Source organism: Coleofasciculus chthonoplastes PCC 7420 (assembly GCF_000155555.1).
Classification (GTDB): domain Bacteria; phylum Cyanobacteriota; class Cyanobacteriia; order Cyanobacteriales; family Coleofasciculaceae; genus Coleofasciculus; species Coleofasciculus chthonoplastes_A.
Map to the genome: position 1 here is coordinate 54,817 of NZ_DS989867.1, position 7,989 is coordinate 62,805.

Below are 7,989 nucleotides of genomic sequence, written 5' to 3' on the forward strand. Positions count from 1 at the left end.
AAACAAGATATTGCGTCGTTGTTGAATCGCATCATAAATTTTGAGCGAACAGTCAACAACATGAGGACGTAATCGTTCAGCATAAGCAAGATACTGATCGATCACGGTAGCAGGGTCGAGGGGCGGTAAATTATAGAGTTTTTCTATAACAGCATTTTTATAATTAATTGTCCAATTAAGCTGTTTTCGCAGGATATCCGAGTCCATCAAATCGACAACCCGAATACCGATGCGCTCTGATTTATCCGCGTAAGTCGGACCAATTCCCCGACCTGTGGTGCCAATTTTATGGTTTCCCCGTCGCTCTTCCGATGCCTGGTCAATTAACCTATGGTAAGGCATGGTGACGTGGGCAGTTTCGGAAATTAGCAGCTTTTGGGTAGAAATGCCTAACTGTTCGAGTTGGTCGAGTTCACCAATCAGAACTTGGGGGTCAATTACTGTCCCCGAGCCGATAATACATTCTGTTTCTGGATATAAAATCCCAGAGGGAATCAGGTGCAGCTTAAAGGTTTGACCCTGAACCACAACGGTATGTCCCGCATTGACCCCCCCCTGGTAACGGACGACGACATCTGCGGACTTGCTTAGTAAGTCGGTGACTTTACCTTTTCCTTCATCGCCCCATTGGGCACCGATTACAACAACGTTAGCCAAGGGTTTATTATACGCGCTAAAGTTTACACAAATCACCATTATGTGCAGCAGGTGCGATCGCTGTCAATCGATTTTGTCATTCGTCCGTCATTCGTCCTTCGTCCTTTGTTAGGGAACAGGGAACAGGGAACAGGGAACAGAGAAGGTAAAGTTTTGAGTTAACCTCCTCAGCACCCCCACACCCGACACCCGACACCCGACACCCGACACCTTAGAAAACCTCCGGGACAAATGTTTGTGTAGACATAGGCGGACGGTGATACTCCAATTCCGACTGTCGGGGGGGTAACTCAATCGGATCTGGTGTTAAATCCTTATAAGGAATCAGACTTAACAGGTGAGAAATGCAATTGAGACGGGCGCGTTTTTTCTCATCGGCTTCCACCACATACCAAGGTGATTGCTTAATATCCGTCGCCGCAAACATTTCATCCTTAGCTTTAGAATACTCCACCCAGCGAGCGCGAGACTCTAAATCCATGGGACTAAGTTTCCAGCGCTTGGTTGGATCTTCCATGCGGCTACGAAAACGGCGTTCTTGCTCGTCGTCACTCACAGAAAACCAATACTTGATCAGAATAATTCCCGATCGCTGAATCATGCATTCAAATTCTGGACATGATCGCAGAAACTCCTGATACTCTTCATCCGTGCAAAACCCCATCACTCGTTCCACACCCGCTCGATTGTACCAACTGCGGTCAAACAGTACCATCTCCCCGGCGGCTGGCAGATATGGCACATAGCGTTGAAAATACCATTGGGTTTTCTCTCGTTCTGTGGGCGTACCCAGCGCCACCACTTTACACACACGGGGATTCAAGCATTCCGTAATCCGCTTGATCACGCCACCTTTCCCCGCAGCATCCCGCCCTTCAAACACGACGACGACTTTTAATCCTTTTTGTTTAATCCATTCCTGTAATTTGACTAACTCAACCTGTAGCCGGCGCAATTCTCGTTTGTAAACTTTCTTCTTCAATTTCTTGGATTTACCTTTGTCAGTTTTCACTTTTTCTTTTTCTTTGACCAGGGAATTTTTTTGATCTGTCACTTTGCCGTTAGTTAATTTGTTGGACATTATGTCTGTAAGATAGCTCTAGCAACTCTAGCTAAGCAAATAAAAAACCGCTATCCAATATTTTTTTGTATCAAAAATTACTCCCCAGCCTGAAAAACCTGTTGAACCGTCAAATTTAGATCAGGGAATGTGGGGGAAACAACGCGGTCATCTCCCCTAAACTGAGTCACCTGGTATTCACCGTCAATGAGTTGATAAACACTAAATGTCGGTCGTTTGGGGTTGCCAATATAGCGCCTCCCTCCTAACCCCAGATAGTCAACAATCCAATACTCAGGAATACCCATCGCCTCGTAGTCTTCCAGCTTCAGCGCATAATCATCACTCCAATTAGTCGAAACGACCTCAATCACCAAACGTGCAGAAGACCCTTGAGTAATGATAGATTCTCGTTCCCATCGGGGATCATCTCCTATAGTTTTAGAATTCAACACAATAACATCCGGTTCATAGCCAGACTCATAAGGGATGGGTTTAATCACACATTCCTTGGGAATAAAACTATTCAGTGAAGACCTTCTGATTTCAAAGTTTAGTTCGGCGATAAGGAAACCTGCTATCCGCGAATGTTTTCCCGTGGGTTTAGGCATTTCAATAATTACTCCATTGTGAAGTTCATAATGGTGTTCTGACTTCTGCGGATACCAAGCAATAAATTCATCGAATGTTACAGGTTTAGGTAAGGCTTGAATCATGGTCTGTGGGGAGAAAGGTTTCTCAAGGATGATTTCCCCACTTGAGGAAACCATCCTCGTTATCTTAACTGGAATGGTACTGACGCATAAGCTGGTGGGCAATGCCCACCCTACGGGATATCAAGGGTTTTGGCAATCCAAAAATTCACGCTTTTCAGTGCCATGAATCTTAGACTGGGCTTTGGCTAACGTCCGGCTTGGCTGACACACCCAATTTAACGAGTATGACGTGAGCCTCCGATAAGGTAACATTGTATCAATTCCTGCAAATGTATCGATTTGTTAACAAACACCTGACGAACTACAACTGTCTATGCAAACCATCGTTGCTCCTAGCCTTCATCCCTCTCACCGAACTCCAGGACATCCCCTAAAACTGGGGATGAAACCGAATTTCGACAAGACTTCGGCGTGAGCGCTCAGTCGAACGCTCAATTGCCGCGAAGCGTCTAGCCAAGCGAATTTATTCGCGAGTCTATTTGATCCTGACAACATTCAACCAATAATGTAGTACAATACCAGCAAACATTGCAGGAGGTCGAGCAAGTGTTTACTTTAGTTTACGAGTTTAAGTTAAAACCGACTAACGCACAGATAGCCACCTTTGAGGAATGGTTAGAACAATGCAGGAAGGTCTATAACTATGCCCTTTGTGAGCGTAAACATTGGGTTAATAGTCGTAAATGTCCGGTGAACGCTTGCTCGATTAAAAGTGAATACATTATCCCAGCGAATCAACCTGCACCAACGTATAACAGTCAGTGTGAGAATCTCACCCAAGCGAAAAAGAATATCCCTGCACTCAAGCAGGTACACTCACAAGTGCTACAAAACCTGCAATGGAAAGTAGATGTTCCCTTCGACAAGCTCCCTTCGACTTCGCTCAGGGCATCGCCTGAAATTAGTCCGACTGGTACATCATTAGGAATAGATGTAGGCTTAATGCACTTTGCCGCCGTGTCTAATGGGCAAACGTTTCCCAATCCCAGACCGTTTAAACGTCTAGAAAGCAAGCTGAAATCGCTGCAAAAGAAGGTGTCTAATAAACGGTTCGGGTCAAACAATCGCGCTAAGGCACAAGCCAAAGTAAGCCGACTACATGAACGGATAGCAAACACCCGCAAAAACTACCACTGGGAGCTAGCCCATAACCTTTGTGATTGGGCGGACATGATATTTGCCGAACAGTTAAATCTGAAGGGATTAGCGCGTGGGATGCTCTCCAAAAGCTGTTTAGATGCAGGCTGGGGTCAGTTTCTAGACATCCTTTCCCAATGTTGTTTCAAGCGTGGGGTGTACTTCCAGAAAGTACCAGCAGCAGGAACGAGTCAGACCTGTCCCAAATGCTTAAAAGAGACAGGCAGGAAGAAACTATCCCAACGGGTACACAAATGCCAGTATTGTGGGTATGAATGCGACCGGGATGTAGCAGCCGCTCAAGTCGTAGAATTAAGAGGATTAGAAGCCGTGGGACACACGGTAGTTAAGCTTTCTGAGGGTAAAGGTTCCATCCTGGAAGATGTAAAACTCTGCCTCCCTGTGACGGAAGAATCCCCGCGTCTTTAGACCGGGGAGTGTCAACTGGATATTTTTGATGTCTGGATGAATCGAGGAACACCTTGGTGGACAAAGCAACTGTCTCCCGATGGACTTCATCCTAATGTGATCGGGTATCGGGCGTTGTTGGACGATGTTCTAGATTGGGAACCGTTCGGTCAACTTTAAAAATTTTTGTCATTCGTCATTCGTCATTTGTCATTTGTTATATAACTATCGCCAGTAGTGTTAGGACATTCGTAATGTTGTCTTTACTTAATGATTTATTAGTCTTTGATTCCTTATCCCTCATCAAAAGACGCTATGATATACAAAATAAAACTGCGACTTTATGAAATTTTAGAGCGGACTGATATTAGGGATACAGCTAGCCAAATCGTTGACGGATTGATTTGGACATTAATTGCCCTCAATTTAATGGCTTTTACCTTGGAAACAGTTGATCAGATTGGGAATCAGTATAGAAAATACTTTATCCTTTTTGAGGAGGTCTCAATTGCCGTATTTACCGTGGAATATATCTTAAGACTTTGGATATGTACGGTAAATCCGGACTATAATCATTCGATCAGGGGACGGTTAAGATTCATGTTCACCCCTTTAATGCTCATCGATTTAATTGCGATTTTTCCTTTTTATCTGCCGCTCCTGTTCCCCGATTTGCGATTTTTAAGATCTTTACGACTATTCCGCTTTTTTAGAATTTTAAAACTAAGCCGTTATTCAGCGTCATTAAGAACATTAGGACGAGTGATTCGTTCAAAAAAAGAGGAATTAATTATCACCTTTTTTGTTTTATTTATTTTATTATTTTGCGCCTCTAGTCTAATTTATTTTGCCGAACATGAAGCGCAGGCGGAAGCGTTCCCGAATATCCCCATGTCCATGTGGTGGGGTGTGATTACCTTAACCACCGTGGGCTACGGTGACGTCTATCCAGTCACGCTGATCGGGAAATTAGTGGGCGCGATGTTAGCGGTGCTGGGAATTGGGCTATTTGCTTTACCTGCTGGTATATTGGCGTCTGGATTCTCGGAAGAACTTCAAGTGAGACACCCGCTCAAACGTAAGCGAACCTCCAAATTTTGTCCTCATTGTGGAAAACCCATTCATTGATCCCCAATCTGAATGTCTAATACCAAAACGGAATGGCAAGGCAGTTTAGAGTTAGTCTATGCCAATGATCAGGGTAAAACCCGCTTAGTGCGCGATCGCATAACTTCCCCTCTGAAGGTGCAGCGCCCGTTTTACCCGGAAGGACAAGGGGTTTGTCATACCGTAGTCTTACATACAGCCGGGGGTATTGTCGGCGGCGATCGCTTGTCACAAACCATCCACCTGCAAGAGGATAGCCAAGCCTTGATTACCACGGCGGCGGCGAGTAAAATCTATCGCAGCAATGGGCAAAGAGCCAACCAACGGATTCATATCCACGTCGAGGCGGGGGCTTGTTTGGAATGGTTACCTCAGGAAACAATTGTATTTAATGGTGCAGATTATCAGCAGCAGATGACGGTAGAATTAGCTCCGGGCGCCAGTTGGTTAGCCTGGGAGATTACCCGGTTTGGGCGTACTGCTAGGAAGGAAAGGTTCTTACAAGGGGATTGGCGATCGCATACCGAAATTTGGCAACAAGGACACCCATTGTGGATTGATCGTCAGTGGTTACCGGGAGGGGAAGCGGTACTCGATAGTCCCCATGGATTAGCCGGAGAGCCAATTGTCGGAACCCTGATCTGGATGGGACCACCCGTATCATCGGAGATAATAGACAATGCCAGAAGCCTGTGGACAGCCGATCAACGCCAAGGAGAAGCGGGAGTTACCCAAACTCAGGCACAAGGATTATTATGCCGTTATCGCGGTTCATCAACCACAGAAGTGCGAAACTGGTTTACCCAGGTTTGGCAATGTCTGCGCCTTACTTATTTGGGACGGAATGTTTCCCAACCACGAGTTTGGCTAGTTTAGCAAAAACGCTGAAAGCTATAGCGCTACGCGCTAGGCAATAGGCAATAGGCAACACCTCGACCCTTCGACAGGCTCAGGGCATCGCTTACCTCGACTTACTTCGGCTTACTTCGGCTTACTTCGGCTTCGCTCAGTAACACGCTCAGTAACACGCTCAGTAACACGCTCGGTAACACGCTCGGTGTTGAGCGATTTGAATTTTTCTTTTATGTCCTAACCTTAGTGCGTAGTTCTATAAACCTGTCTCAAAGGACAGCACCCTCGTTGGATAGGTGGGATAATTTTGCCCTTAAACTATAAAGACAACATTATCACAAATTTCCCCACTGGGTCGTATAGAAATATTTCTCGTCAATCCAAGGAAAATTAGACTAATCTTAAAAGATAAATGTGACAAGAAAGTGATCACCTTAACTGTCATTATAAATTTAGATGCTTCGGTAAATGTAGCATGAGTTCAACCCCAGTAAATCGATGATATTTATGATGAATTTAACTAACCATGAATTAATTCGATATTTGCTTTTAATTATTTTAGGATTGACCTTTTTTAAAGTCATTGTTTATTTTGAAGCCGTTATAGTTATTTTTGCATTAGCCGCAGTATTAGCCTTTTTGCTTACCTATCCAGTGAGATGGTTGCAGCATTTTGTACCACATACTGTTGCCGTTGTCGTGGTATTTTTAATTCTTATTATTATAGTTTTTATTTTTACAGTTACAATAGGGTTTGCACTTTTATCTCAAGGTCAACAATTAATTAATGAATTACCGGGGATTATTGATCAAGTTATATTTATAGTAGAAAAAATTGAGAGGTTTTTGGATAGATGGAATCTCCAAATTGACCTCGAAGCCATTGGAGAATTTTTACGCAATCAAATCCTTGCAGGAATTACCATTGTTTTAGCAATATTATCCGAATTATTAACCCAGTTCGTTAATCTCATATTGATTGCTGTTGTCGCATTTTTTATGTTACTCGATAGAGGAAGGCTTTGGTCTTTCATTCTTCAACGATTTCCCCCTCCCCTCCGAAATAAGCTAAGCCTTGCTATTCAACGCAACTTTTTAGGATTTTTTTGGGGACGACTTCTACTATCAGCTTTTTTTGGCATTTCTGCCTTTGTTATTTTTGTATTGTTTAGAATTCCCTATGCCTTAGTTTTAGCCGCGATCGCGGGAGTGTTTGATCTGATTCCAGCAATTGGCGCAACCTTAGGGATTACCATTGTCGCATTAATTGTGTTACCTCAAGGAATTTTGCTAAGTATCACTGTTTTAGCGATTTGTGTGACTTTACAACAAGTTGAAGAGAATTTGCTGATGCCTCGAATTATGCAAGGCTCACTTGATATGAATCCAGTTGTCATGTTCTTTGCTTTATTAGTAGGTGCGAGAGTTGCCGGACTTTTGGGAGTTTTTCTGGCAATTCCTTTAGCTGGAGTTATGATCAGTTTGTTTGAAATCAATGAAATGAAGGGAAAAGACTAGTGTAACGTGGCTTCAAATACCCATCAGTTAAAAATAGGTGAAAAAGAAGATACTATAAACAAGTGTAGTCATCTGCCCGGAAGCTTCCTGGCTTATGCCCTGTAGCATTCTGCGTTATGCCTTTTGCTATAGCACCAAGATCAAGATCAAGATAGACAAGTCATTATGCAACTCTCACCCCAGGAAAAAGATAAATTACTGGTGTTCACCGCCGCCCTATTAGCGGAACGACGCAAAGCACGCGGACTCAAACTGAATTATCCCGAAGCCGTCGCGTATATTTCGGCGGCTATTTTAGAAGGGGCGAGAGAGGGACGCACGGTGGCGGAGTTAATGAGTGATGGCACAACTCTGCTAACACGGGATGATGTCATGGAAGGCATACCAGAAATGGTGCAGGAAGTCCAGATTGAAGCCACGTTTCCGGATGGGACGAAACTCGTCACGGTTCATAATCCCATCCGTTAGAACACCAGTCCAGTAATCGAAATCGATGCGAGGATTCTGGAAAAACGGTAACCTAAATTAGGGCTT

Annotated in this window: 9 protein-coding genes; 6 read left to right on the forward strand and 3 right to left on the reverse strand. The window is 44.0% G+C overall.

Annotated elements, in window-relative coordinates; translation table 11 throughout:
• The 3 genes from MC7420_RS42985 to MC7420_RS28380 all read right to left on the reverse strand — a co-directional run.
• Nucleotides 1–657 (reverse strand): adenylosuccinate synthetase (locus MC7420_RS42985; protein WP_044210283.1); only part of this gene is annotated, 657 nt, incomplete at its 3' end.
• A 211-nt stretch (nucleotides 658–868) separates the two neighbouring features.
• On the reverse strand, nucleotides 869–1,738 hold the full coding sequence (gene ppk2, locus MC7420_RS28375) for a polyphosphate kinase 2 (RefSeq protein WP_006104986.1): 870 nt from the start codon (nucleotides 1,736–1,738) through the stop codon (nucleotides 869–871).
• Between the two features lie 77 nt (nucleotides 1,739–1,815).
• Nucleotides 1,816–2,433 carry a Uma2 family endonuclease gene (locus MC7420_RS28380; protein ID WP_006104860.1) on the reverse strand — a complete coding sequence of 206 codons (618 nt, stop codon included), beginning with the start codon at nucleotides 2,431–2,433 and terminating at the stop codon, nucleotides 1,816–1,818.
• Between the two features lie 546 nt (nucleotides 2,434–2,979).
• On the opposite strand from MC7420_RS28380, the gene MC7420_RS28385 reads away from it, so the two are divergent.
• From MC7420_RS28385 to ureA, 6 genes are all read left to right on the forward strand, one after another.
• Nucleotides 2,980–3,999, forward strand: coding sequence for an RNA-guided endonuclease InsQ/TnpB family protein (locus MC7420_RS28385; RefSeq protein ID WP_006104952.1), 1,020 nt, complete (start codon nucleotides 2,980–2,982; stop codon nucleotides 3,997–3,999).
• A 36-nt stretch (nucleotides 4,000–4,035) separates the two neighbouring features.
• Entirely contained in the window at nucleotides 4,036–4,158 is a 123-nt protein-coding gene (locus tag MC7420_RS43560; RefSeq protein WP_006104873.1) for a hypothetical protein, read from the forward strand.
• Nucleotides 4,159–4,293: 135 nt separating this feature from the next.
• A complete protein-coding gene (locus tag MC7420_RS28390) occupies nucleotides 4,294–5,106 on the forward strand; it encodes an ion transporter (RefSeq protein ID WP_006104962.1) in 813 nt (270 codons plus the stop codon).
• A gap of 12 nt (nucleotides 5,107–5,118) precedes the next feature.
• The gene (locus tag MC7420_RS28395) at nucleotides 5,119–5,961 is read left to right on the forward strand and encodes an urease accessory protein UreD (protein ID WP_006104919.1); all 843 of its coding nucleotides are present in this window, start codon (nucleotides 5,119–5,121) and stop codon (nucleotides 5,959–5,961) included.
• 483 nt (nucleotides 5,962–6,444) lie between these two features.
• A complete protein-coding gene (locus MC7420_RS28400) occupies nucleotides 6,445–7,455 on the forward strand; it encodes an AI-2E family transporter (RefSeq protein ID WP_006104883.1) in 1,011 nt (336 codons plus the stop codon).
• A 165-nt stretch (nucleotides 7,456–7,620) separates the two neighbouring features.
• Nucleotides 7,621–7,923, forward strand: a complete 303-nt coding sequence (gene ureA, locus MC7420_RS28405) for an urease subunit gamma (protein WP_006104853.1) — start codon at nucleotides 7,621–7,623, stop codon at nucleotides 7,921–7,923.
• Nucleotides 7,924–7,989 lie beyond the last annotated feature (66 nt).